This is a genomic window from Paenibacillus sp. FSL R7-0340 (assembly GCF_038002205.1).
Lineage (GTDB): Bacteria > Bacillota > Bacilli > Paenibacillales > Paenibacillaceae > Paenibacillus > Paenibacillus polymyxa_B.
Genome location: NZ_JBBOBY010000001.1, coordinates 4,219,025 through 4,240,813 on the forward strand (window position 1 = coordinate 4,219,025; position 21,789 = coordinate 4,240,813).

Consider the following 21,789-nt stretch of genomic DNA (forward strand, 5'->3'; position numbering starts at 1 on the left):
AAAAAAACATCTCTACAAAATAGTTTAGCTTTTTCCATACCAAAAAGAAAGTAATTTGCGAGGTGTAGTATCAGAACAATTCAGTTGTCATGGAGATGTCATTGAAAATGTATAATCAAACCATTTACAATGGACATAGTAAGACAAGACCTTAGCCCGTTAGAAAAGAGGGATTGCTGATATGAAGACCAAGCGCAAGCCGCCCAGTCTGCAAAAGAAAAAGGATGAGGTGAACAAGAAAGCGATTGTATGGACCGCCGTCAGCTTTGTTCTCCTCATCATTGTGATTATTCTGGTCATTGTTTTAGCACAAGCAGGAAATCGTTAAACACCAAGTAGCAATAGCATCAAAACGTTAATTTAGCCAGTGATAGGTTTTGCGGGGATTCGTCTGGTCATGCTGCGGCTCACTTGTAAATCGAGAACCAGGCACAAGCACTTGATCAGGCAATCCCCCGTTACCAATGACCACCTCCGTACCCGAAGGTACGAGTGCAAACAATTCCTCCACATCCTCTTTACCCATTCGGACGCAACCCAACGACTCATTTTTGCCAATGCTGTCCGGCTCGTTCGTGCCATGAATGGCATAATTCGTTGCAGACAGTTGCATTCCACGACTACCAAACTCACCGTTGGATTTACCGTTCGGATTTACTACTTTATCGGTAATCACAAATTTCCCTTCTGGTGTTCTTTCTCCACCCAAACCGATAGGATAATTTCGAATAAGTACATTGCCACTTACCAGGGCGAGCCTGTGCTTAGATTTGTCCACCACAATTCGCAGCGGTTGCCCCAGAAAAGGTCGTCCGTGCAATGACGATGCCAGTAGTGGACTGCTTTCGGCCGACGAGTCAGCGTCTAAATCTACTGCCTTCCCAGTTCCATGTCCAGGTGAAGCAAGTAATTTACGCATAGGTGTAAAAGCCTTCTTCATCCCGTCTGTCGTACCGTACATCGTGTTAGCGGGAAAGTCTCGAGTCAGTTCATCAAGACTCTGGGGAAGACGTTGATGCTGTGAGCGAAAAGCACGCATGGAGCTATTCAACACAGCTAATTCCTCCTGTCCAGCAGCCCATTTTAGACCTGCTTTGCGAAGATTTTCACTGTCTGACGGCTTGCAAGCACACGCAGCGGCGTCGTAAGACTGAACAGCTAATTCGCCGTTTCCTTTGTTCTGTACACTAAGTAATGGCTTCATGCCCTCTCTCCAGAGCAGCCACGAGCCCCCTTGCTCCATGCCCAACACCGTAGTCTTGGACGGCAATCGGCTAGTCTTAGCCAACATATCAGTAAGCCCCGTTCCAGCTCCACTCCCTTTTCGAGCTTGAGCCGTAAACACACCACCAACCGCACCGATCTGGGCCATCTCCTTCGGATCAGCAGTGGCCACTTTCGTAACTTCAATATTATCAATTGCTGCCTGCTCAGTTCCGGATGGAACAGATGTATTTTCATTTGAGGGTCTCGGTGAATTGGCTGAAGGAACCCATATGAGCAGTAGTACCATTAACGCAGTTAACAGGTGGCGTGTTCGAGCCGTCCTTCGCTCCTTCTCCTTGGACATCTGAACCAGTTTATCCTGATATTCCATCCATACGTCTGCCGGAATCTGTTTATGCTCGAAGGCTTCGAACACTTCTCCTGCGCGATTGAAGCAATAATTTGCTTTGCCCTCCTGACCGCTGCTCTCATACTCTTTGCCGAGTAAATACCAGGCCATTTTATTATCAGGGTGTTTTTTTACATACGATTTAAGATGAGGCGAATGGTTCATCGGATCCTCCTGATCGTGTAATCTTGCATACTTCCTATTATGTATATCGGTAAAAATAGACTCGATGGACAGCACATAAAAAAAACGTCTATCGATGGACTTTCACGGAAGCCAGACCGCGTTTGGCAGAAGTTTTTCTTGCGATTATAGAATGGCTCAGCTCCGCTAAACCATTTTATAATCTAAAAAAAAAAACAGCACCAACAGCTTACTTTCACCGTTATACGGCGAAGGGAGCTGTCGGTGCTGTGCCTATCAAAGAAGCCTACGCTTAACCTTCTTTATTGAACGGCTCGTCTGCTACTTTAATGGAATCTGTAGGGCAACCGTCGCAAGCATCTTGCATATCATCAAACAAATCATCCGAGATTGCCTTGATGCCTTGGTTTGCATCCCCTTCAAAGATCACTTCAGCCAAACCTTCATCATCATAATCATAAATGTCAGGTGCTGTAGCGCCACAGGCTCCGCAAGCAATGCATGTATCTTTTTCTACCCAAGTGTATTTAGCCATAACTTTTCTCTTCCTCCTATACAATCAAACAAACCAGCTTTTACATTCTATTCACATATTAATACAAACCCAATATTATTACAAATTATTTTCCTTTATCCTTCGTGCAAAAAATGCTTATAACGTAAGCTTGTGATGCTTGCAATAATCTATCCAAAAGTTCACTCCGGAGTTGGTAGATTGTCTTTTTGCAGCGAAGTTCCGCGCAGCTTGGAGTTGCGAAGAAGTACCGAAGGATCATCTCCCAGCATCCCAGCGGTCAAAATTGCATTTTCACCAAACTTATCGCGCAGTGCATCCATCGTCTTCAATAAGCTTTCTTTCTTAGGCTGATCCTGGTATTCAAATAGATCCATTTGAACGGCCGCTTCCTCCTTTGGAATGAGCTGCTGTAACGTAATCCCCAGTAAGCGCACAGGCTTATCTTCTCCCCAATGGCGACGATACAACGAACAAGCTTCCTTATATATGTCCTCTGCACTTTCCGTAGGAGTGCTCCTGACTTGAGAACGCGTAAAGGTCTTCATATCCGGCGTCCGAATCGTCAATTGTATACCTCCTGCCAGCATACCGTGTCGTCGAAGCCGCCGGGCTACCTGATCACTAATGTTAAGAAGTACCCGTTGGGCTTCTTCCAGCTTTACCACATCCATAGGCAGGGTAGTCGTGTGACCAATGGACTTGTTTGGCTCCCGCTCAGTGCTGACAGGTGAATGGTTAATTCCGTTAGCGGCCAATTTTAACCACGAACCCGTCACACCAAATACGCCAACCAGCATATGCTCATCGGCCTTAGCCAGCTGCCCAATGGTACGAATATTCATTTGTAGAAGCTTATCTGCCGTTTTGCGGCCCACACCAAACAATTGACCACAAGGAAGGTTCCACAAAATATTGGGTACATCACGCAAACGTAGAATAGATATCCCGCGTGGTTTTTTCAGATCAGAAGCCATTTTGGCCAGCAACTTGTTAGGAGCAACTCCAATTGAACAGGGCAGGCCCAGCTCGTCTTCTACTCTGCGCTGGATTTCCTCAGCAATTTCCATAGGTGTTCCAAACTGTTTGGAGCCAGAAATATCCAGATAGCACTCATCAATTGAAGTCGCTTCAAGCATAGGCGTATACGAATATGCAATGCTCATAAATGCTTTGGAATAACGACGATACAAGTGAAAATCAGGCTGTATTACAATGAGCTGTGGACAGATCCGGCGAGCCTGCTGAACGACCATCCCTGTTGAAATGCCCAATCGTCGGGCTTCATAAGAGCAGGTTACAATTACACCTTTGCGCAGCTCACTACTGCCTGCCACCGCGGTAGGCAGTCCCTTATATTTCTCCGGCTCCTCCGCTGCATGAACGGAACAATAAAATGCATTCATATCCACATGCAGAATAACTCGCCCACCAGCCGGATAATAAGCACTGACATCTTTCATGCTCAACCCTTCTTTTTAACTGTAAATTCACCCGTCATCGCGGGAATATGTGTTTGATTTTATACTTGAGACACTTTTAAATGCTATTTCTATTTTACATAAAAATAATGGTTTTGCGGCTAAAAATGATAATTATATATTACAATTGAAGTCATAAGTTGATATAATCGACTAACATACGAACACGACAAACTAACGCTTTCCTGTTTTTAAGCGTTAAACAACTAAATTAATATGCTTAAAAAAGCAGAGCATCACCAATCTGAGCAATCCGCAAAGGAGGAGTCCCTCATGTCCACCGCTATTTCTATCTTTGACACAACGCTGCGAGACGGCACTCAAGGAGAAGGAATTAGCTTGTCTGCTGATGACAAATTGAAAATCGCCAAAAAACTCGATGATCTCGGTGTTCATTATATTGAAGGCGGGATTCCCGGAAGCAACAGCAAGGATATCGAATTTTTCAAACGGGTACAAGAGCTGGGCCTTCAGGCAAAGATTGTCGCCTTCGGCAGCACGCGACGCAAAGATAGCATCGCAGCACAGGATGTCAATCTGCAACGAATTCTGGAATCCGGCGCTCAGGCTGCTACACTTGTGGGTAAATCATGGGATTTTCATGTACACACCGCCTTACAGACGACACTGGAGGAAAATCTGTCTATGATTTACGACTCCATCGCCTTTTTAAAGCAAGGGGGCATGGAGGTTATTTTTGATGCCGAACATTTTTTCGACGGATATAAAAATAATCCCGAGTATGCAATGGCCGTTATGAAAAAAGCTGAAGAAGCAGGCGCGGATTGGCTCGTGATGTGCGATACAAACGGCGGTACCCTACCGCATGAGATTCGGGAAATTGTCACTATGCTGCAAAGCCAGATAACGAGGTCACAGTTGGGTATTCATACACACAATGACTGCGAATTGGCAGTAGCGAACTCTCTAAGTGCTGTACAAGCAGGCGCAAGGCAGGTTCAGGGTACCATCAACGGCTACGGTGAACGGTGTGGTAACGCTAACCTGTGCTCCGTCATTCCTAATTTGCAGCTCAAGCTGGGCTACGACTGTCTAGATATTGAAAAGTTAAATCAACTCCACAATACAGCCCGCTTTGTGAGCGAAGTCGCCAACGTCAATATGCCTGTGAACCAGCCTTATGTTGGCAATGCAGCTTTTGCCCATAAGGGGGGCATCCACGTGTCAGCCATTCTACGCGACTCGCGAACTTATGAGCACATCGCTCCTGAACTCGTGGGGAACAAGCAGCGGGTTTTGGTCTCCGAACTGGCCGGGCAAAGCAACGTGGTATCCAAAGCGCAAGAGCTGGGCATCACCCTTGACCCATCCAGTGATGAGGCACGTGGCGTAATTAGCCGCATCAAGGAACTGGAGCATCAGGGATACCAGTTTGAAGGCGCGGATGCTTCGCTGGAACTGCTCATTCGTGAAGCAGGCGGTGAAGTGAAGGAAATGTTCTCTTTTGAGTCCTTTAAAGTGCTGGTAGAGAAAACAGCCGGCCGCCCGGTCGTATCCGAGGCATTCTTGAAACTGAATGTCGCAGGGACGAGTGTCTATACCGCAGCTGAAGGCAACGGTCCTGTCAACGCGCTCGATAACGCACTCCGCAAGGCTCTTTCTCAATATTTCCCTGCCTTGCGGGACATGCATTTGGCTGACTACAAGGTACGTGTGCTTGACGAAAAGGATGCCACCGCCGCCAAGGTACGTGTGCTCATTGAGTCTAAAAATTACGAGGACGTCTGGAGTAACGTAGGTGTATCCGAAAATGTAATTGAAGCCAGCTGGGAAGCTCTCTTGGACAGTTTCCGTTACGCATTGTTGGAAGCACCAACTCCAAAAAACGATCAGGCAGAGCTTACTCATCATGGATTAGTTAATCACTAATCAGGTGCTCGCATGAGCTATAAGGTGCCTTTGGCAGTCTACTCGGCTCCCAAAGACACCTTCTTTTTTTGAAGAGTTTTTATTTTGCGTTCCAACTCCTGCTCACTGAGCATGCCGATTATGATTTCGCGGACCTGTCCATGATGATCAACCAGTACATGGGTCGGAAAAGCCACCCCTCCAAATCGTTCAAACAATGCTCCTTGCTCATCAAGTAAAATGGGAAATTGGAGATCCAAAGAGCGGGAAAACTTCTGTACATCCTCCAATCGATCATAGCGAGTTACATTGATACCATAAACATCCACATCATCTTTGTACTTACTATACAACTCATTCAGCATAGGTGCTTCTAATCGGCACGGGTCGCACCACGAAGCCCAAAAGCTAATAACCAAAGCTTTATTGCGCGTAGCCCCTACATCGTAGGACTTGCCATTTAACCCCTTTAAAATCATAGAAGGAAGCCGTTGCCCAGGTTTTATCTTTTTCATTACCTCTACCGCATGTGTTTCAGCCTCTACCTCTTTCTCAGCTTCAAGTCTTTCTCTACCATATTCCTCTTTTAATGGTACATTTTTTATAGACAGGCTTGCTGCATAAGTTGTGTTTGCAATAACTCCCCATGAAGCCCCAACCACAACCAGCATAACCATCGCTCTGATGAAAAGAAATCTTTTCACGTCTTATCACCTGTCTTTCATCTAAATAACCCTTACCTTCTCCATAGGATGCCCATACTGTTCCCACCTCTAACCTTCTAAATCTGAACAGGACGCAAAAAAAACAGCAAACCCACGAAATCGCGAACTTGCTGTTTTTATGTGTATATGAATGCTATGCCTTGTTCTGAATCAGGCATGACTTAAATGCGCGTAGACATCTGCCAAATTGGTCACGTTACGCTTCAGCATTTCCTGAACATACGCAACCCACAGCTTAGCCGTCATTTTCGCATCCTCTAACGCATGGTGCCGCCCTTCAATCGGAATGGATTGGTAGGCCAACAATTCATCCAAACTGTAGGTTTGATGTTGCTGTGGCTCGAGCCATTTGGCAAGCATCATCGTATCCAGAACACGATGAGTCAATTGGACTTTAGATGTTTTCCATAACGCAGCATTCAAAAAGGCCTTATCATGAGCGCTAGCATGTGCTACAAGTACTCGCCCACCTACAAAGGACATAAAGTCGTGCAGTCCATTCATAAGTGGTGGAGCTTGATCCGTCATTTCCCGGGTAATCCCAGTTAGCTCGGTAATGTGCTCAGGAATCACAGTCCGTGGATTAACAAGCGTATAAAACTGCTCTTTTTCCATAATCATGTCCCCGACAACCCGAATCGCCCCGAACGATAAAATCTCATCACCATGCTGTGCTGAAAATCCCGTTGTCTCCAGATCAAAAACTACCGTCTCCAAACGATCCAGCGGGGTCCGCAATACTTCAGAGCGCCGTTGCTCCCGGGTTAAGGAGCGAATAAACGCCATCTGCTGAGCCGTAGGAGCCCCCATTACAGATGCGATCGCAGACGGTACTCCTCCTCTGCGGAGAGCGCTCCAGAAGCCACTTCCCTGCGCCGGTTCCTTCATGACCTTCTCCCTTCCATAAATCGCAACTGCCTTTGCAACGCACGATGCAGCCGTCGTACCGTCGAAAGCGCCTCGCGCAACTCATGCCAGCCTTTACCTTGTTTCAGCGGCTTTACAGCCAGGTAGCCATTGCTGACCAGCAATCCATCATTCTCTTTCACTGGCGTAGCCATTCGTAGCTGAAGCGCAATCCGAAAGGCTCGCTCGCAAGCATCGAGTAAAGGCAACGGTGCCGCTTCCAGTGATGCGAGACGACTGAGCCTTTTGAAGGTGGAGGTTTCCTCTACACCATGTTGCAACGCCAAAAAACGGACTGCGTTCACCAGTGGAATGTACAATCCGTATTTCACATCAAAATCGCCCGCATGCTCACCGAAGCGCTCGGTAACGATCTGACCTAAAATATTAAGTGTCGCTTTATGCCTCACTGTGTTCCTAAGTACCGCCGAGGGTAAATCAGGATGTTTTCGGAACAACTCATAAAAACTTCGTTTCCAGTTTGCAGATAGTCGCTCATCTCCAGCGATATGCCTCATATCAGACGAGATAATCAGATAACGGATCGGCTCCCAAGCAAAATCATCCGACCATTTCGTTAGCTGTTTTTGCCATCCAGACAATGTTTGACGCCACAACGGCTCCGAGCACATTACTTTCCCTTCACATTTGGGATATCCCAAATACTCTAACATCGCAGACACTCTGCGACCAAACTCTCTAAAATACAATTCTTTGTCAGCAGATATTGTGTCACTGATAATCATACCGTTATCCTGGTCACTCCACAGCGTCGATTCCGAGCGCCCCATGCTTCCGAAGGCTATAAATGCGTAAGGGACGGGAGGAGGGCCGAAGCCATCCTCAACCATCCCTTTTTCGCACATTTGTACAGCTCTGGCCGCGATGCGGTCATGCATTTCATTCGCCGTTCGTAACCAGTCTGATAACGGAGCGGAGGCTTGGGAAGCCAGCAGCCATTTTTGAGAGTCGACCCTGGCCTGCCTTAGCGATTCAGGTGTATCTGCATGATCTATCGCTTCGGCGGAACTCACCCAAGGGGCCATATTTTGCAGTTCCATACTTCCATCTCCTCCGCTCATCCATACTGGTTCTTTATATTTTACATATTAGTTCACAATTCCAGAACGCTTTTCAGCCTCAGCAACCAACTTCATTTGCTCAGGATAGCCGTACGTACCGTGTTCACTGATATCCAGTCCCATTGTTTCTTCCTCTTCCGTAACGCGAATACCCATAATTGCTTTCATCGCACCCAGAATAATGAAGGAAATGACGAACACGAAAGCCAAGGTGCCAATCAGTCCAAGCAGCTGTACTCCTAATTGGGTAAATCCACCACCATAGAACAGACCCGCTTGACCTACACCTGTTATTTTTACAAGCTCAGGAGTAGCGAACAACCCTGTGGACACTGCGCCCCACATCCCTGCAACACCATGCACGGAGAAAGCATATACCGGGTCATCTACTCTTGCACGCTCAAACCATTGCGCTGTGAAGAAAGTGACGATCCCTGCAACTGCACCAATGACCAGTGCCGCCCAAGGTGCTACAAAGGCACAAGAACCAGTAATGGCAACCAAAGCCGCCAGCACACCGTTTAACATAGCAGGAATATCTGCCTTTCCGTATACCATCCAGGATACGAGCAAAGCGAAAACTCCACCTGCCGCAGCAGCAATGTTGGTAGTCAAGGCCACATATCCAAAGAATCCGTCGTTCATAGCCGATACAGCACTACCTGGGTTAAATCCAAACCAACCAAACCAGAGAATAATAACACCCAAGATAGAGTACACCTGATTATGACCAGGGATAATGTTCGGCTTGCCATCTTTATTGAACTTGCCCAGACGCGGTTTGAGCAGCAGTGTAGCGACGAGTGCCGCCGTAGCGCCTGTCAAATGGACTACCGTCGAACCGGCATAATCCTGCATTCCCAACTTACCAAGCCATCCGCCGCCCCACACCCAGTGAGCTACAACCGGATAGATTACGATGGAGAATAAAATACCGAAGATAATGTATACACTTAATTTTGCACGCTCTGCCATCCCCCCGCATGCGATAGAAAGTGATACCGCAGCGAAAGCAAAGTGGAACAAAAACATAATTGTAATCGGAACATCCAGACCTGAAAGAGCATCAAACGATACTGCAGCATCCGTACCACTCATGAAGAAACCCGTCAGTCCCATAAATCCGTTGCCGCCATCATTACCAAAGCCGAATCCAAATCCAAGTGCCCAGAAGGACAAAGCCGCAACACCCGTGGTGAGAATCGTTTTACCAGCGACATGGCCCGCATTCTTCATTCGTGTCGAGCCTGCCTCCAGCAATGCAAATCCCGCTTGCATAAAAAATACAAGTATAAATGCCAAGAACGTAAAGGCCGTGTTTAACCCAGCTTGAAGTTGAATATTTGTCGGACCATCAGCAGCAAACGCACCTACCGGAAAAGCTAATACTGTCAGCATGGCCAATAATACAACTAACCACTTTTTTCTCATGAAGCCCACTCCCTCGAATGTTAAGTTTCTTTACATTTCGTGAAATTCTTATTGTCATTATAATCAGAATACATGAAAGTTGACAAGATTTTTTTTATTATGTTAAAAAAATATGGTCCCAAACAATCCATGTCACATTTACTAACTATAAAAGTAGCTTGTTTCTGTCCGAAAAAAAGCATGACGTTTGACTGTATGGTTGGGAATCATGTAAAATATTCTTTATAAACACTCCGTTTGCAAATGCTAATATTGAAGGTTGAACGAAGAGCGCGAGGTGAAGACAGATGGGGATATGAAGCTGTATCGAATTGGTGAGCTAGCCAAGGCGGCTGGTGTCAGCGAACGAACTATTGATTATTACACAAAGCTTGGTTTAATCACACCTGAAGAACGATCATTGAAAAATTATCGGCTTTATAATGATGAAACCTTAAACAGGCTTGAACGTATTAACCAAATGAAACAAGAGAAATATAGCCTCGAGGAAATCAGACAGACACTGATTAAATGGAACTCGGTCGCGGGGGAAGAGCACGTCACGGACAAACTAACGAGTCTAGAGATGCACATGCAGCGTCTGGAACGTGAAGTCAATGAACTACAGCCTCTTCTGGGGCAGCTCAAGCCCGTTCAAGCGCGCAAGTTGCTTACTGGTCTACTACCACAAAGCGCCGCTTGTATCGAAGCTCTGAAGTATCTGCTGGAGCATAGTTCTATGATGTAGATGCCCGGGCTAGTGATGAACAATAATGGAGGGTTGCTTTATGATGGGTATGTATATATTGATTATTCTTGCGTTCGGATTATCCTTATGGGCGCAATTCCGTGTAAAAGGTACTTTTAATAAATGGTCTGATGTCCCAAACGAAAATGGGTTGACCGGTTATGATGCAGCTCGGCACATGCTGGATCGCAATGGTTTGCATGATGTGCCTATTGAACCAGTACCTGGTGCGTTATCTGACCATTATGATCCAATGCAAAGAGTCGTACGGCTGTCCGAGCCCGTTTATTATGAAAAATCCATTTCCGCAGTTGCCGTAGCTTGTCACGAGGTTGGTCATGCCATTCAGCATAAAGAGCATTATCCCATGCTGGCACTCCGTCACCGGATCTTTCCGATCGTAAACTTCGCTTCCGGGATTGCACCGTTTCTGCTGATTGCCGGTTTCTTATTCAGCTACACGAACCTGATTGGCTTGGGTATCATCTTTTTCTCGGCTACTGTCGCTTTTCAATTAATTACATTACCGGTTGAATTCAATGCTTCCAACCGCGCCCGAGAAATTATGGTTTCCGAAGGGTTTATCCGTAGTGATGAAGAACGGGGTATAGCCAAAGTATTAAATGCTGCTGCATTAACTTATGTGGCTGCAGCTCTCGTTTCATTGCTGGAACTAATCCGCTTAATCGGTATCTTTAACAGCCGGGATTAATTGCTTGTATTACAAAAAAAGGTTGTTCCTCTACCAAGAGGAACAACCTTTTTCCTTTATCTAAAACCAATCAGCTATACTCACTGCCCTAAATCCGCTTTAGCACTTCCATTCGGAGTAGCAGCACTACCTTTAAGGCCAAAATATTGCAACAAAAAAGTTCGGAATGACTTTGCAACTAATGGTAGTTTGTCATCTCTGCGATGAATCAAGCCAATAGTTCGCGTGACCTCTGGATCAACAATCGACACTCTTGCAGGTTGAAGCGGGTTGGTCTGAAACAACGCCATTTCAGGCAAAAGACTGACTCCCATACCAGCCGCAACTAATCCGCGAATCGTATCTGTCTCTTCACCTTCAAAAGCGATATCCGGCGTAAACCCTGCCTCCAGACAAGCCTGCCAGACAATCGGACGTAACGAATATCCATCTCTGAACAGGATGAATTTTTCTCCTTTAAGCTGACTCAGCGTAATGTGTTTGGCCGTAGCTAAAGGATGATTGGGCGGGAGAACAGCAAACAACTCCTCGGTCAGCACCACATCCCCCTCTACATGATCATGACGATCCGGAAAAGGAGATACAAAAGCCAAATCCACCTCACCCGCTAACACATCACGAATTAAACTCGGGTACATCCCCTGTTTAAATCTGAATTTAACATTGGGATACCGCTTTCGGAATTCAGCCACCACCGTAGGAATAAGATGAATCCCCAAACTGTGCGGAAAACCGATGCGGATTTCGCCCCCCTCAGGATCCAAAAACTCATGAACTTCTAAAACAGCTCGCTCTAGATCTTTTATAATCGTCTCAACCCGTTTGCAAAATAGTTGTCCCACTGGCGTAAGCTGCAAATTGCGACCCTTTTGCATAAAAAGATTGACTCCCAGCTCCTCTTCAAGCTGATGAATTTGCCGACTTACCGCAGATTGCGCCACATGTAGCTCCTCGGCTGCCTGAGTGACATGTTCTTTTTGCGCTACCTTCATGAAGTATTGCAACTGTCGTAATTCCACTCCGATATTCGCTCCAATCTGTTTTTCAACATCCGGAAGAAGACGTCAATCGAACATCATCCTCTTTCTTCCCCTGCTAACTTACCGTAAAACTATCTTTAGTGACGTTTGCGTTGGCCAGTCAATCTGATCATTAATCCATAAAGGAAAAACCCACTGAGCAATCCCCCGAAGTGAGCGGTCCAGTTAATGTTCGCTACAGCGAAAGAAAACAGGATACCAAACCCAAGCAGCGTGTACAGCGTTTTACGCGAGGCGTCATCCATCAGTGACCGCTGGAACAGGGCAACGTATAGGAATGCTCCATAGATGCCATAAATCGCTCCTGAAGCCCCTACAGAGACTGTCGTTTCCGTCATCATATTGTAATGCGCGATGGACAGTATGTTCCCTACAATGCCCGTGACCAGATACAATAACACATAGCGGAAGGACCCCAGCAAACGCTCCAGCGGAGGAGCGAAGACGAGTATGGCGAAGGAATTGAACAGAAGATGATCAAACCCTGCATGTAAAAACATAGCTGATACATATCGCCACAGTTGATCAGTGAATGGCGCTTCATTAATCAAAGCTCCATATCGGATCAACGTCAAACTATTTTCCGATCCACCCTGTACGGTGAGTACAATAAACATCACAATATTAATGAGCAAAATCAGACAGGTTACTGGGTAAAACCGCAAATAACTTTTCCAGTTCTCATAACGTAAAAAAATCAAGGCAATCCTTCCTTCATGGGTGTCTCCACCTTATTCAAATTGGACAATGTCTTTTATAAAAGATTATAATAGATTTCGGCAACGATAACCAATGCTAAAAACCAAGGAGGCTATTACATATGGCACAAGAACGTACAGGAGCTGCTACTTTTAAAGGCAATCCTTTGACACTCTTAGGTCCTGAACTGAAGGTTGGAGATCAGGCACCTGATTTCAAATTACAGAAAAACCTGCTAGAAGCAGCTACGCTCCAAGACTTTGCAGGCAAAGTCAAATTGATCAGTGTTGTTCCTTCTTTGGATACAGGCGTGTGTGACGCACAGACTCGACGTTTTAACCAGGAAGCTGATTCCCTTGGGGATCAAGTCGTAGTGCTGACTGTCAGCGTCGATCTGCCTTTCGCTCAAGCTCGTTGGTGCGGTGCTGCCGGTATCGACCGCGTATTGACACTGTCCGACTATAAGGATCATTCCTTCGGCGAAGCTTATGGTGTGTTCATCAAGGAATTCCATTTGGATCATAGAGCTATTTTTGTGATTGATCAAAATGACAAAATCGCTTACGTAGAATACTTGAGCGAAATGTCCGAGCACCCTGACTATGAGCAAGCGATTGCAGCAGTGAAAAAACTCGTCTAAATCAAGACTGAATATTAAAAAAGCGAGTGAAGGGTTGCCTTCCTCGCTTTTTTTGACGTTTGTCTGCCACATCACTGCTCACACATCTACAATTACTGCACGACCTTATGAGCGGACAGCTTCTTGTCAATCACAGCGAACAGTTGCAAAATGATGCGGTAATTCGCGCCCAAGTCCCCTAGCGATCCGCGTGAAGCAGAATAAATATCCACCGCACTCCGAACTGGCGAGACGGACAATATAGAAACGGTAATGTCGACAGTTCTACCGAACGCCGTTCGCTTCTCTAACGTAATCTCACCTACGGATGCTACCTCATGGAGTACCTTGTAGCCAGGAATTTTTTTCAAAATAGATGATACTTCTTCCCAAGCCTTGTCTCTCGATAAGTTATAATAGCGTGTCTTCATTTGGGGGTCCTTGACCCGGTCGCTTGTACCTTCTTGGCTGCGCACAATCCCTACCAGAGTCCTCTTCAACGACAAGACATTTCCTCCTTCACGATAATCGTTGCCATAATGCAGCACATCGGTTTTTTTGCTGCAAGCGCTTTATAAAAACGTTAAACAACAAAAATTTAACCGACCATACCTGTGGTATGCGACCTTAGTACCTCATGTCTTAGTTTAACATTGTTACATACAAAAAACACCCTGTTTCTGCACGAAGCATGAACAGAGTGTATTCATTATCTTTGGAGTACCCGCCGATGCCGTCCGACCATAGCGTCTTCTGAACCTGCTTTAGCAGGTGGGTGACCGCAGAATAAACTTTTGAAGTCCCCTTGTCAGGAATTGACAGGGCTTTTCAGCTGTTCATCCGTATAGATCTCCCTAGACATTGTCATTGGTTCAAAACAACAAATGACCGTAACGTGCATCGCAGGATGTGACCTTATTATAGCGCTTCTCACTCAGAAAGTAAATGCTAGGAGAAATATGTTTTATTTTTAGAGGTTATCACTTTTCTTGTCTTCAATGGTTGCCGTATCTTCATCTTTCTGCTTCATCTTTTCCATTTGATCTTGCATTTTGAGGAATGTTCCATAAAAATTAAAGAAAGCGAACCAGGCAACCACGCTGCCGATGAAGAATAGGAAAAGCACAGGATATTTGACTCCAATAAATATAACAACGGCGCTGCCGAGCATGGTGGAAAATACACGGAATGGTCGAATCAGCGTCAATAAAACCGCATTTTTAATAATTTGTCCGGTAGACATATGATAATGAGCCACCATCGAAAAGAAGTTAAACATAGACACAAGCAAAATAATGATAAGAATAAGCATAATTACGCCCACGATTTGCAAGTTGCTGAGTTGTGTCATATATACGGTATAATCCACATACATGATGACAAACAGCAATGTGTAAAAGATACCCCCGATCAGACTCTGCTTATAATTCTCTTTATACCCTTTAAAAAAGGTACGAAACACGCCCGTATCGGTATCACCCATTACCCATTTGCGAACCACTGTGAACATAGCCGATGTGGCTGGAAATAAAGTAAGCGGTGCCAAAATAGCCATCGCCCAGTTCATTTGTAAAGACTCATTAGCCAAATTCTGATTCATTACAAGTAGTTTCAGTATGAGGCAGAATACAAAAGGCGACGAACATAACACCCATAACAAATTTGTAGCCGCCAGTCGGGTAATCCACTCGGTCAGGCGGTAAATACCACCCATAGCTCCTTTAAACTCCAATGTCAGTCTCTCCCTCCGCAAGCCTTGGCAGTTCCAAGACTCATGTTGCTATGCCTATAAATTCCGGCTCTTGACTATATCATACCGTATTTCAGCCCTAATACGCCAGAGAAATCAATACATGACCCATTAAAGCAGATCGCTAAAAGGTTCATTCATACTGATCAATCATAACAAAAAAGCCGAAGCTTCATCTGCTTCGACTTTTCATTATTTCATTTCTTATTCGGAAGAGGAATCTTCACGTCTTGCAGGACGACGAGTTTCTCCATTGCTGCTCGGGCGTGGTTTACGATCTCCACTGTAGCGGCTTCCTGAATCACGGTTGTAGCCACCGCCTTCTTTGCCACGGTTGTAACCGCCATATCCACCTTTACTTCCACTACCGCCGGTACCGCCAGAACGGTTGGAATTGTAACCACCGTTGCTGCGACCGCTATAGTTGGAAGGCTTGCGACCGCCAGAACGCACGTCTGGTTTACGACGTTTTGCACGGATCGGATCTTCTGGAGTCAACTCAATCGATGCTTCTCTTTTCTCACCAGTCATCAGTTTCAGAGCTGCGGAGAGAAGTTGTACAGAATCATATTGCTCCAGCATTTGAATAGCCAAACCTTTGTACTCGTTCAGCTCACCGCTTTCTACAGCCTCTAGGAGACGTTCAGCAATGATACGTTGTTTGCCTTCCAGAGCTTCAGCCAAGGTTGGAAGCGGCTTGCGTGGAATGCGGTGACGAGTTACACGTTCGATAAAGTGCAAATGGTCAATTTCACGAGGCGTTACGAAAGACCAAGCTTCCCCTTCTTTACCTGCACGTCCAGTACGTCCAATACGGTGAACATAGCTTTCTGGATCTTGCGGAAGGTCAAAGTTCACAACGTGAGTTACGCCGGAAACGTCCAAACCACGGGCAGCTACGTCAGTCGCTACGAGCACATCGATGCTTCCGTCACGGAATTTACGCATTACAGCATCACGTTGGTTTTGAGACAAGTCACCGTGCAAACCGTCTGCAGAATATCCGCGTTTTTGCAGAGCTTCAGCCAGCTCGTCTACCCGACGCTTGGTACGACCAAATACGATAGCAAGTTCTGGGGATTCCATGTCGATCAAGCGGCTCAATGCTTCGAATTTTTGACGCTCAGGAACTTCGATATAGGCCTGATCAATCAGTGGAGCACTAACTTGTTTAGGAATAACTGAAACATGCTCAGGATTTTTGAGGAATTGCTCAGCCAATCTTTTAATATTAGGAGGCATTGTAGCCGAGAAAAGCATCGTTTGGCGCTCGTCAGGAACTTGCTTCAGAATGGATTGAATATCTTCCATGAAGCCCATATCCAACATTTCATCTGCTTCATCCAAAACAACTGTGTTTACATCTTCCAGCTTGATGGTTTTGCGATTAATATGGTCAAGCAAGCGTCCTGGCGTACCAATAATTATTTGAGGTTTCTTTTTCAAAGCACGAATCTGGCGTACGATATCTTGTCCACCATAGATTGGCAAAGTACGAAGACCTTTGAAACGGGAGAGTTTTTCGATTTCTTCAGCTACCTGGATAGCAAGCTCACGTGTTGGTGCCATGATCAGGGCTCTGATTTTTTCGTCGCTTCTAGAAATTTTGTTGATCAGCGGAATACCAAACGCAGCAGTTTTACCAGTACCTGTTTGGGCTTGGCCAATCATGTCTCTGCCTTGCAGTGCAATCGGGATGGATTGGGATTGAATTGGTGTTGCTTCTTCAAAACCCAGTTCTGTAATCGCCTGAATTACTTTCGGTTCAAGATCAAATTCTGCAAATGTCGTCAAATTTATTCAAACTCCTTCATAATGGTGGATGTGGTGGACAATCCACAATGTTGTCTGTATTCTTAAGTAGCGATATTATTGTATAAGTTTTCCCCAATACAGTGACAGTTTATTTAGACCTATAACTGCATCTTTCTGTAATGAATTTGGGGAACCTATCCGATACATCTTAAACGAATTTATCCTTTTTAAAACAGTTTAAATTTTAAGTGTTTCTCTGGACATAGGTCCCTACTCAAGAATATCCACATCGCATTATAGCACAGAACAATTCATGAATACCAGCAAGTTGCTTCCCGTATAATTTAAATGAGGTGAAATTAAGTTGTTAAAAATAGTGTTAAACTGCTTAACTGTCATTTTTGGAGCCGCTGCCATTGCATGCGGTTTTAATCTGTTTCTCGTGCCACACCACTTGCTGAGCGGAGGAGTAGCCGGGCTTTCCATGTTAATCGGCTACTTCACAAAATTTGATATCAGCGCGATGTATTTTATTATCAATATCCCGATGCTTATTGCAGGCTGGTTTATTTTAGGCAAGCGTTTTATTAGCCTGAGCATTTTATCCGTTGTCGTTACAACGTGGATTTTGGCGTGGGTGCCGGTGCAATCTGTCGTGTCGGACCCCCTGCTGGCCTCCGTTTTTGGTGGGGTAATGATCGGCGTTGGAGCAGGAATTTCCTTTCGGGTAGGAGGGTCCACGGGCGGTTTTGACATTATCGGTTCCATCGTCACTCGTTATCGTGACTTCCCCGTAGGAACTGTACTTGTTGGCATGAATGGACTGGTCATTCTTGCAGCAGGATATTTGAACGATGATTGGAATATTGCACTTGCGTCGATGCTATCTATTTTTGTGACTGGCAAGGTATTGGATCAAATCTATGTCAGTCACACGAAGATTACTGTCTACATTATTACAGAGCACACCGACAAGCTACTGGAGCGTATGTTGACCACACCACGCGGTGTTAGCAAAATAAAAATTGAAGGCGCATTTTCACATACCGAAAAGGACATGCTGATGACTGTCACGACACGCTACGAGCTAGTTGAATTAAAACGCATCATTAAAGAAGTGGACCCTTCTGCTTTTGTCAATATTGTGGAAACAGTTGGGGTGATGGGTTCATTTCGCCGAAGATAAGCACAAACCCAAGTGTCAAAATACAGTTTCTGTGGTACACTATATGTGCGCTGTTCCCATAGTATATAAAGACCAGCTTTACCTGCTATTTCACAGGCACTTTGCTTTTCCGAATCGTATTGAATGATTCTTTTGGAATGATTCCGAGCAGGAAAGGGTGATTTTTGTGGAAATGGAAACGGTAAAACTGTCCGACATTGTCTTAAGATGGTACCCGGAAATGCTCCCTTCTCTCAAAAAGGATGAGCTTAACTCGATGATTGTGCTTCGGGACGGGATGGCCATACTCAAGCCAACGGATGCGCTAGAAATTATTCAGTACAGTATTTGCGAGCATCAAGACAATAATTATCTTCAATAAATTTCTTTACCAAGTGCCGCTTCTTCCGGTTGCATCTACGACCGCGAAGAGAGCGGCATTATTTATGCATTTTTATGGATTCAATGAACACCGGTTGGGTTAATCATGTAAGACTGTGCCTGATGATTCCAGTATTGGTTACAAGCGTGTTGTTTTTCGATACATAACTTTACGTATAATCAGGTAAGCGACATACATAAGGGAGAGAGTTAGGAAATGAATATGATTTGGGCAATTATGCTATTGGCGATGGGGATAGGCGGAAACGGGGATCAGTCAGCCAACGCTCCAAATGTAAAAGATACGGTGGCAACAACAATTAGCAGAGCCATGATTCAGGCTCAGCACAATAATATGAAGGTGGATGCCTCCAATCCTCCGGTTAAAATTGACCCACAACCGACGACTCCTGCTATCAAGGGCATCTATGTCACGGCTTATAGCGCAGGCGGTTCGCGTATGACCCAGTTGCTTGAACTGCTTGACAAGACAGAGCTCAATTCCATGGTTATTGATATTAAAGACGATGCAGGTTACATCACTTATCCAACGACCACTCCCGAGCTGCTCAAATTGGGCAAGCCGCAAAAATTCATTCGGGATATTTCCGGTTTGATGGACCGATTGAAAAAGCATAATGTTTACCCGATTGCTCGTATTGTCGTATTTAAAGATACGGTACTGGCCAACAAAAATCCCGAGATGTCTTTCCGTAACCCTGACGGCTCTGTCTGGAAAAACGGCAAAGGAGACGGGTTCGTTAATCCCTATAATAAAGAAGTATGGGATTATAATATCGCCATCGCTAAGGAAGCAGCCAAACTTGGTTTTAAGGAAATTCAATTTGACTATGTACGTTTCCCCGAAGGCTTTGAGAAAAGAGCAGACAAGCTGAAATATACCAAATCAGATCAATCCCGCTCGGATGCAGTCGCTGAATTCGTACAATATGCCCGCAAAGAGCTTGCTCCATTAGGTGTACGAGTATCGGTAGATATTTTCGGATATGCTGCATCCGTTCCTGCTGCGGAGGGGATCGGACAGGATTTCACTAAAATCTCCGAAAATGTGGATGTCATTTCGCCCATGGTTTATCCAAGTCACTACACCACAGGCTGGTTCGGTGTAAAAGATCCCGATAAAAATCCTTACCAGACGATTAAAGGCTCCATGGCCGATACCCACAAAAAGCTCGATCCGACGGGCAAGCTAAAGCCAATTATTCGTCCTTGGATCCAGGATTTTACCGCAAGTTGGTTGGGGAGCGGACATTATGCCAAGTATGGGAAAACTCAAGTAGAGGATCAAATTCGCGCGCTTAAGGATATGAAAGTGGATGAATATTTACTCTGGAATGCCACAAACCGCTATACAAGTGGAGTAACTTACAAATAATTTATCCCTCCGGACTTCTCGTTCTCTTATACAAAATTTAGAAATTATATAATTATTTCAAAGGCTGTCCCGTTGTTTGGCGAACGGGTGCAGTCTTTTTTATTACTGTTCAAATGTAGCGGTATCCCTTACAATAAATACTTACATGTTATGATATATACAAATAATCAATCCCTAGTAAATGAGGAAAACAAAAATGCAATTGACACTAACAACGGGGCAGAAATGGAAGCAGCTTTTCTACATTTTGCTCCCTATCCTGATTACCCAGCTTGCACTATCTGCCATGACTTTTTTCGATACGAATATGTCAGGGCACTTTTCCCCTGCCGATCTGGCTGGAGTAGCCATTGGAGTAAGCCTATGGGTTCCTGTACAAACAGGCCTTAATGGAATACTTATGGCTATCACGCCCATTGTATCTCAATTGGTAGGAGCACAGCGCAAAGATAAAGTCTCCTACTATGTCATTCAAGCACTTTGGCTCTCTCTCGCCCTGTCTATGGTCGTTTTGATTGCTGGCATTATTTTGGTCAAACCTATTTTGAACGGTATGAATTTGGAACTGAGAGTTCATAATGTGGCCATATACTACCTTTGTGCCATGGCCTTCGGGATTGTTCCTCTATTTGCCTACACTGTGCTCCGAAGCTTTATGGATGCATTGGGACAAACCCGCTTTACGATGTTAATCACGCTCATGTCGTTACCCATCAATGTATTGTTAAATTATCTACTTATTTATGGAAACTGGGGTTTTCCGCGTCTGGGGGGTGTGGGTTCCGGGGTAGCGACGGCGACCACCTACTGGATCATCATGCTGGTTGCCGGTATCACTGCGCATCGTGGAAAAATATTTGCCGAATACCGAATCTTTAACAAAATATACGGGATTGCTGCTGGTGCTTTGAAAGAGCTCATCAAGATTGGAGTACCGATTGGATTTGCTATATTTTTTGAGACTGCCGTCTTTTCAGCCGTCACCCTCTTCATGAGCAGTTATAATACAGCTACCATAGCCGCACATCAGGCCGCCATGAACTTTGCATCTACGCTGTATATGATTCCACTCAGCATTTGCATGGCACTTACGATTCTGGTTGGCTATGAAACAGGGGCTACTCGCCCGCGGGATGCCAAAGCTTATAGTGTAATGGGTATCAGCAGCGCAGTAGGTCTATCACTGATTACAGCTATTGTACTGCTTATCTGGGGTGAACAGGTTGCTCGACTTTACTCCACCGATCCGCAGGTCATTCAATTGGCACAGCATTTTCTAATCTATGCGATTTTCTTTCAGATATCTGATGCTGTCGCTACACCTACACAAGGAGCGCTACGCGGGTATAAAGACGTCAATCCAGCCTTTTTGCTCACATTCCTCTCCTATTGGGTCATTGGGCTTCCTGTAGGATATATACTGGCACGCTGGACTTCATTGGGGCCCTACGGCTATTGGATCGGTTTGATTACAGGATTGGCAGTAGGCGCTATTTTACTTCTCTGGCGTCTGGTGAAAGTACAACGTCGTTTCTCCGAAAAAAAACAACACGCAGAGGCTATTTAGCCTTTGCGTGTCTCGATTACATATGCTGCGCCTAAAGTTATTCGTTTTTTCTCCACAATCGCCACTTCGTTCAGCTTGGGAGGAAATAGAAAGTGTCTCTCCACATGTTGTTCAATCTCCTCAAATGCCTGTTCTTCATTTTCAGCAGCGAGAATGACGGTCAGCGCTCCTTCCGAACTGTCCACTTCGATTTTGAATAGGTACATGTATG

Annotated in this window: 23 protein-coding genes and 1 other RNA gene; 10 read left to right on the forward strand and 14 right to left on the reverse strand. The window is 45.2% G+C overall.

Translation table 11 applies throughout. The annotated features are described in order from the left end of the window. Positions 1–181: 181 nt before the first annotated feature. Complete coding sequence (locus MKX59_RS18485) at positions 182–328, forward strand: hypothetical protein (RefSeq protein ID WP_023988033.1); 147 nt, start codon at positions 182–184, stop codon at positions 326–328. A 27-nt stretch (positions 329–355) separates the two neighbouring features. Here the strand turns inward: MKX59_RS18485 and MKX59_RS18490 are convergent, their stop codons facing one another. After that, positions 356–1,780 (reverse strand): L,D-transpeptidase, encoded by a 1,425-nt coding sequence (locus MKX59_RS18490; RefSeq protein WP_076294914.1) that lies wholly within the window; start codon positions 1,778–1,780, stop codon positions 356–358. Between the two features lie 122 nt (positions 1,781–1,902). Here MKX59_RS18490 and MKX59_RS18495 point away from each other — a divergent pair, with 122 nt between their 5' ends. After that, positions 1,903–2,055 carry a hypothetical protein gene (locus MKX59_RS18495; protein ID WP_340858699.1) on the forward strand — a complete coding sequence of 51 codons (153 nt, stop codon included), beginning with the start codon at positions 1,903–1,905 and terminating at the stop codon, positions 2,053–2,055. Here MKX59_RS18495 and MKX59_RS18500 read toward each other — a convergent pair. Then, positions 2,052–2,294, reverse strand: coding sequence for a ferredoxin (locus MKX59_RS18500; RefSeq protein WP_023988031.1), 243 nt, complete (start codon positions 2,292–2,294; stop codon positions 2,052–2,054). The two genes, MKX59_RS18495 and MKX59_RS18500, sit on opposite strands and share 4 nt — an antisense overlap. 161 nt (positions 2,295–2,455) lie before the next feature. After that, positions 2,456–3,736: a DNA polymerase IV gene (locus MKX59_RS18505; RefSeq protein ID WP_235308035.1), complete on the reverse strand. Its 1,281-nt coding sequence runs from the start codon at positions 3,734–3,736 to the stop codon at positions 2,456–2,458. Between the two features lie 291 nt (positions 3,737–4,027). Between MKX59_RS18505 and cimA the strand changes: the two genes are divergently transcribed. After that, positions 4,028–5,644, forward strand: a complete 1,617-nt coding sequence (gene cimA, locus MKX59_RS18510) for a citramalate synthase (protein ID WP_028542818.1) — start codon at positions 4,028–4,030, stop codon at positions 5,642–5,644. 38 nt (positions 5,645–5,682) lie between these two features. Here cimA and MKX59_RS18515 read toward each other — a convergent pair whose 3' ends face one another. From MKX59_RS18515 to MKX59_RS18530, 4 genes are all read right to left on the reverse strand, one after another. Next, positions 5,683–6,327: a TlpA family protein disulfide reductase gene (locus MKX59_RS18515; RefSeq protein ID WP_023988028.1), complete on the reverse strand. Its 645-nt coding sequence runs from the start codon at positions 6,325–6,327 to the stop codon at positions 5,683–5,685. Between the two features lie 171 nt (positions 6,328–6,498). After that, positions 6,499–7,236 carry an exonuclease domain-containing protein gene (locus tag MKX59_RS18520; protein WP_023988027.1) on the reverse strand — a complete coding sequence of 246 codons (738 nt, stop codon included), beginning with the start codon at positions 7,234–7,236 and terminating at the stop codon, positions 6,499–6,501. Continuing rightward, positions 7,233–8,315 (reverse strand): DUF294 nucleotidyltransferase-like domain-containing protein, encoded by a 1,083-nt coding sequence (locus MKX59_RS18525; RefSeq protein ID WP_023988026.1) that lies wholly within the window; start codon positions 8,313–8,315, stop codon positions 7,233–7,235. The genes MKX59_RS18520 and MKX59_RS18525 overlap by 4 nt, the downstream gene beginning before the upstream one ends. Before the next feature lie 48 nt (positions 8,316–8,363). Next, a complete protein-coding gene (locus tag MKX59_RS18530; RefSeq protein ID WP_013309724.1) occupies positions 8,364–9,767 on the reverse strand; it encodes an ammonium transporter in 1,404 nt (467 codons plus the stop codon). A 295-nt stretch (positions 9,768–10,062) separates the two neighbouring features. Between MKX59_RS18530 and MKX59_RS18535 the strand changes: the two genes are divergently transcribed. Both MKX59_RS18535 and MKX59_RS18540 read left to right on the forward strand, forming a co-directional pair. Further along, positions 10,063–10,494 (forward strand): MerR family transcriptional regulator, encoded by a 432-nt coding sequence (locus MKX59_RS18535; protein ID WP_023988024.1) that lies wholly within the window; start codon positions 10,063–10,065, stop codon positions 10,492–10,494. A 40-nt stretch (positions 10,495–10,534) separates the two neighbouring features. Next, positions 10,535–11,206: a zinc metallopeptidase gene (locus tag MKX59_RS18540; protein ID WP_023988023.1), complete on the forward strand. Its 672-nt coding sequence runs from the start codon at positions 10,535–10,537 to the stop codon at positions 11,204–11,206. 80 nt (positions 11,207–11,286) lie between these two features. Here the strand turns inward: MKX59_RS18540 and MKX59_RS18545 are convergent, their stop codons facing one another. Together MKX59_RS18545 and MKX59_RS18550 are read right to left on the reverse strand one after the other, a co-directional pair. Continuing rightward, positions 11,287–12,225: a LysR family transcriptional regulator gene (locus MKX59_RS18545; protein ID WP_023988022.1), complete on the reverse strand. Its 939-nt coding sequence runs from the start codon at positions 12,223–12,225 to the stop codon at positions 11,287–11,289. Between the two features lie 98 nt (positions 12,226–12,323). After that, the gene (locus MKX59_RS18550) at positions 12,324–12,947 is read right to left on the reverse strand and encodes a rhomboid family intramembrane serine protease (protein WP_023988021.1); all 624 of its coding nucleotides are present in this window, start codon (positions 12,945–12,947) and stop codon (positions 12,324–12,326) included. Between the two features lie 119 nt (positions 12,948–13,066). Between MKX59_RS18550 and tpx the strand changes: the two genes are divergently transcribed. Continuing rightward, complete coding sequence (gene tpx, locus MKX59_RS18555) at positions 13,067–13,585, forward strand: thiol peroxidase (protein WP_053325164.1); 519 nt, start codon at positions 13,067–13,069, stop codon at positions 13,583–13,585. A gap of 92 nt (positions 13,586–13,677) precedes the next feature. Here tpx and MKX59_RS18560 read toward each other — a convergent pair whose 3' ends face one another. From MKX59_RS18560 to MKX59_RS18575, 4 genes are all read right to left on the reverse strand, one after another. Then, positions 13,678–14,070, reverse strand: coding sequence for a DUF1499 domain-containing protein (locus MKX59_RS18560; RefSeq protein ID WP_013309718.1), 393 nt, complete (start codon positions 14,068–14,070; stop codon positions 13,678–13,680). A 211-nt stretch (positions 14,071–14,281) separates the two neighbouring features. After that, positions 14,282–14,476: non-coding RNA, 6S RNA (gene ssrS, locus MKX59_RS18565), on the reverse strand. 58 nt (positions 14,477–14,534) lie between these two features. Beyond that, positions 14,535–15,296 carry a YesL family protein gene (locus MKX59_RS18570; protein ID WP_023988019.1) on the reverse strand — a complete coding sequence of 254 codons (762 nt, stop codon included), beginning with the start codon at positions 15,294–15,296 and terminating at the stop codon, positions 14,535–14,537. A 222-nt stretch (positions 15,297–15,518) separates the two neighbouring features. Beyond that, on the reverse strand, positions 15,519–17,108 hold the full coding sequence (locus tag MKX59_RS18575) for a DEAD/DEAH box helicase (RefSeq protein WP_023988018.1): 1,590 nt from the start codon (positions 17,106–17,108) through the stop codon (positions 15,519–15,521). A 325-nt stretch (positions 17,109–17,433) separates the two neighbouring features. Here MKX59_RS18575 and MKX59_RS18580 point away from each other — a divergent pair, with 325 nt between their 5' ends. From MKX59_RS18580 to MKX59_RS18595, 4 genes are all read left to right on the forward strand, one after another. Next, complete coding sequence (locus MKX59_RS18580; RefSeq protein WP_023988017.1) at positions 17,434–18,255, forward strand: YitT family protein; 822 nt, start codon at positions 17,434–17,436, stop codon at positions 18,253–18,255. 172 nt (positions 18,256–18,427) lie between these two features. Then, a complete protein-coding gene (locus MKX59_RS18585; RefSeq protein WP_080683009.1) occupies positions 18,428–18,616 on the forward strand; it encodes a hypothetical protein in 189 nt (62 codons plus the stop codon). A 216-nt stretch (positions 18,617–18,832) separates the two neighbouring features. Beyond that, complete coding sequence (locus MKX59_RS18590; RefSeq protein WP_023988016.1) at positions 18,833–20,011, forward strand: putative glycoside hydrolase; 1,179 nt, start codon at positions 18,833–18,835, stop codon at positions 20,009–20,011. 196 nt (positions 20,012–20,207) lie between these two features. Further along, complete coding sequence (locus tag MKX59_RS18595) at positions 20,208–21,578, forward strand: MATE family efflux transporter (RefSeq protein WP_023988015.1); 1,371 nt, start codon at positions 20,208–20,210, stop codon at positions 21,576–21,578. On the opposite strand, the gene MKX59_RS18600 is transcribed toward MKX59_RS18595, so the two are convergent. Then, complete coding sequence (locus tag MKX59_RS18600; RefSeq protein WP_023988014.1) at positions 21,575–21,784, reverse strand: DUF3906 family protein; 210 nt, start codon at positions 21,782–21,784, stop codon at positions 21,575–21,577. The genes MKX59_RS18595 and MKX59_RS18600 overlap by 4 nt on opposite strands. Between the last annotated feature and the right edge of the window lie 5 nt (positions 21,785–21,789).

What these genes read in the sequence shown, in the direction of transcription:
- MKX59_RS18485 (WP_023988033.1), top strand. Translation starts at nt 182, where the DNA reads ATGAAGACCAAGCGCAAGCCGCCCAGTCTGCAAAAGAAAAAGGATGAG.
- MKX59_RS18490 (WP_076294914.1), bottom strand. Translation starts at nt 1,780, where the DNA reads ATGAACCATTCGCCTCATCTTAAATCGTATGTAAAAAAACACCCTGAT.
- MKX59_RS18500 (WP_023988031.1), bottom strand. Translation starts at nt 2,294, where the DNA reads ATGGCTAAATACACTTGGGTAGAAAAAGATACATGCATTGCTTGCGGA.
- MKX59_RS18505 (WP_235308035.1), bottom strand. Translation starts at nt 3,736, where the DNA reads ATGAAAGATGTCAGTGCTTATTATCCGGCTGGTGGGCGAGTTATTCTG.
- cimA (WP_028542818.1), top strand. Translation starts at nt 4,028, where the DNA reads ATGTCCACCGCTATTTCTATCTTTGACACAACGCTGCGAGACGGCACT.
- MKX59_RS18520 (WP_023988027.1), bottom strand. Translation starts at nt 7,236, where the DNA reads ATGAAGGAACCGGCGCAGGGAAGTGGCTTCTGGAGCGCTCTCCGCAGA.
- MKX59_RS18525 (WP_023988026.1), bottom strand. Translation starts at nt 8,315, where the DNA reads ATGGAACTGCAAAATATGGCCCCTTGGGTGAGTTCCGCCGAAGCGATA.
- MKX59_RS18530 (WP_013309724.1), bottom strand. Translation starts at nt 9,767, where the DNA reads ATGAGAAAAAAGTGGTTAGTTGTATTATTGGCCATGCTGACAGTATTA.
- MKX59_RS18535 (WP_023988024.1), top strand. Translation starts at nt 10,063, where the DNA reads ATGAAGCTGTATCGAATTGGTGAGCTAGCCAAGGCGGCTGGTGTCAGC.
- MKX59_RS18540 (WP_023988023.1), top strand. Translation starts at nt 10,535, where the DNA reads ATGATGGGTATGTATATATTGATTATTCTTGCGTTCGGATTATCCTTA.
- tpx (WP_053325164.1), top strand. Translation starts at nt 13,067, where the DNA reads ATGGCACAAGAACGTACAGGAGCTGCTACTTTTAAAGGCAATCCTTTG.
- MKX59_RS18585 (WP_080683009.1), top strand. Translation starts at nt 18,428, where the DNA reads ATGGAAACGGTAAAACTGTCCGACATTGTCTTAAGATGGTACCCGGAA.
- MKX59_RS18590 (WP_023988016.1), top strand. Translation starts at nt 18,833, where the DNA reads ATGAATATGATTTGGGCAATTATGCTATTGGCGATGGGGATAGGCGGA.
- MKX59_RS18595 (WP_023988015.1), top strand. Translation starts at nt 20,208, where the DNA reads ATGCAATTGACACTAACAACGGGGCAGAAATGGAAGCAGCTTTTCTAC.
- MKX59_RS18600 (WP_023988014.1), bottom strand. Translation starts at nt 21,784, where the DNA reads ATGTACCTATTCAAAATCGAAGTGGACAGTTCGGAAGGAGCGCTGACC.